The organism is Deltaproteobacteria bacterium (genome assembly GCA_016213065.1).
In the GTDB taxonomy this organism is placed as follows: Bacteria; UBA10199; UBA10199; order SPLOWO2-01-44-7; family SPLOWO2-01-44-7; genus JACRBV01.
In genome coordinates, this window is sequence record JACRBV010000027.1 from 1 (window position 1) to 2,313 (window position 2,313).

Here is a 2,313-nt window from a genome sequence, read left to right on the forward strand (position 1 = left end):
ATAATACTTGTCTTGAGTACTGCACTTTTTGGATCGAAAAAAAGAAGTTTTTGGTTTGTAGGGGCAGACTCCCATTTCTGCCCCACCACCCGATATTGCCGTTCGGGGTGGGGCGGACACAGGGGTCCGCCCCTACAAAAAACCGAACAAACTCTATATGCAGTTTCCAAAAATTGCAGAACTCAAGTTATTAAAAGGAAGACCGTGATGATATTTAAGAATCACGGTTTGAACAAGAATGTTCGGACCCAGGTAACCGTGAGGTACTTCTTCCGGAGCGTAGGGTGCCGTCACGATTTTTTCACAACTCCGGCACCAGTACCGGTGTTTCTTGAAACACGTGACTTCCCGGTGGGCGGGAATAATGTCTTCCTGAATATGCTCAAGGACTTCCTGGCTTTTGCTTAAAGGCATTTGACAATCGGGGCAACTGCGAAGTTTACTTTCGATGACGTGATCGATTTGACTTGGTTTAATCCGGGTGAGCCCTTCGTGGCCCACTTTTTGTCCCGGAGTTTTGGGGTGTTTAACTTTTTGGGCCAGCCTGAGGTTCTTCAGGAATTCTTTGTGGGCCTGACTTTTTTCTTTGGCTTCCAAGGTTTGACGAAGTTTTTCGTTTTCTTCGCGAAGTCTGAGAATTTCATCGATCAATTCCTCTTTAGTTTTCTCGGTGAGAATAAGTAGGTCGTTTTTCACAATTACTTCTACGACCTGACTCGCAGATTTTTGAAGGATATTTTTCAGGCGACGCCCGACCACCCTCACCCCGGCGCTTCGCGTCCGGCCCTCTCCCTCTCTCGCCTTCGGCGGGAGGGCGAGGGGAAACGGCTCATCATTACTTCAGCGGGGTAAACAGTTACTAATCGTTTTACATAATGTAACGATGTCTTTAACCTTGAGTTCTGCACATTTTAGGTAACCAAATATGATAACTACTGAAAACAAAATGGCTTCCGGCCGAAAACTCCTATGCCGAGCAAGGCAAGGAGGGCACGGAAGCCATGGGAAAACATCTCCCGCAAAAAACTACGTCCGCTCTGAAACATTTCTTGAGCGCTTTGACGAAACCCCAGCTCAAACATTTTCTGGTTTACCTGACAGGTTTGATCTGGCTCGTCAAGTTTCACTCGACCCGCGAAATTGCCAGTCAGGTTTCCAAAACGCTGCCCGACAATCTCCAGCGTTTCCTCAACGGTTCGGCCAAGAAAGAAGAGCGACTTCAGGCCGCCAATCAGAAAACTCTGGCTCAGATGGCCAACAAAACTCCAGAAGTTTTGGCGGTCATCGACGATACGACCTGTTCCAGAGAAGGCAAAAAGATCGAAGGCTTGGGCATTCATCATTCGGCCGACGGGTTGGTCAAAGGCCAATGCGTGGTCACTTGTGTTTTGAAGGTCGCCGGCCAGTGGCTGGCTTGGGCGGTAGAAGGCTACCGGCCAAAGGCTTCTTCGCCCAAGGGCGAGTTCAAAAGCAAAATCGAATTGGCCGGAAGTATTCTTCGAGACCTTCGTTGGCAACTTCACACCTCTGTCATCGTGCTCATGGACAGCTGGTATACCTGTGCTCCGATCCTCACCTCTATTATAGAAGCAGGCTGGACTTTCGTAGCGGCTATCAAATGCAATCGTATTCTGGAAATCGCCGGCAAAAAGATTTCCCTCCGTCACCTGGCCAAGGGACGAAGAACTTACAAAACTGTCCGGCTTTCCAAGAAACGGCATCTCAAAGTCGCCAAGCGAATCGTCTGGCTGCCGAAGGTGGGCAACGTTCTTTTGTTCATCACAAAAGGCGGGGCCCGGGAAGTCAGATTTCTGATCACCAACAATCTCAAAATGACCGAATCCGAAATGGTCGAGCTTTACCGACAGCGTTTTGGAATCGAAATCTTTCACAAGGATATCAAACAGCATTTGGCTTTCGGCCACATGTTTATGCGATCCTGGCAGGGAGCCCAAACACACTGGACTTTGGTCATCATCGCTTACAACCTGGTCAGTTTGTCGGCGCCAAAACGTTTGAGGGGATTCCGTCAGAAGATTCGTCATTTCAGAGATTCCGTTTCAATTGAAAATATGTTGCGATGGTCAAAATTTAAAAGAATCAGTCAATAAAATGTGCAGAACTCAAGTGAAATAATTTAAAATTCAAAAATAAAAATGAAAAATTATGGAAGGCGCTTTGCGCCAAATACTCAAAGCAAGATTCCTTCTGAGAGAAACGTTCACGGAATTCTTTCAACGTCTTTGGAAAAACAGGTCTTGGCACGTCATTAGCTTAAACAGAATCGCAACCTGAGTCAAAGGGATAAGCATA

General features: G+C 47.1%; 2 protein-coding genes. One reads left to right on the top strand and one right to left on the bottom strand.

From position 1 onward, the window contains the following. Positions 1–153 precede the first annotated feature (153 nt). Complete coding sequence (locus HY877_01575; protein ID MBI5298972.1) at positions 154–696, bottom strand: hypothetical protein; 543 nt, start codon at positions 694–696, stop codon at positions 154–156. 305 nt (positions 697–1,001) lie between these two features. Here HY877_01575 and HY877_01580 point away from each other — a divergent pair, with 305 nt between their 5' ends. Next, positions 1,002–2,111, top strand: a complete 1,110-nt coding sequence (locus HY877_01580; protein ID MBI5298973.1) for a transposase — start codon at positions 1,002–1,004, stop codon at positions 2,109–2,111. Positions 2,112–2,313 lie beyond the last annotated feature (202 nt).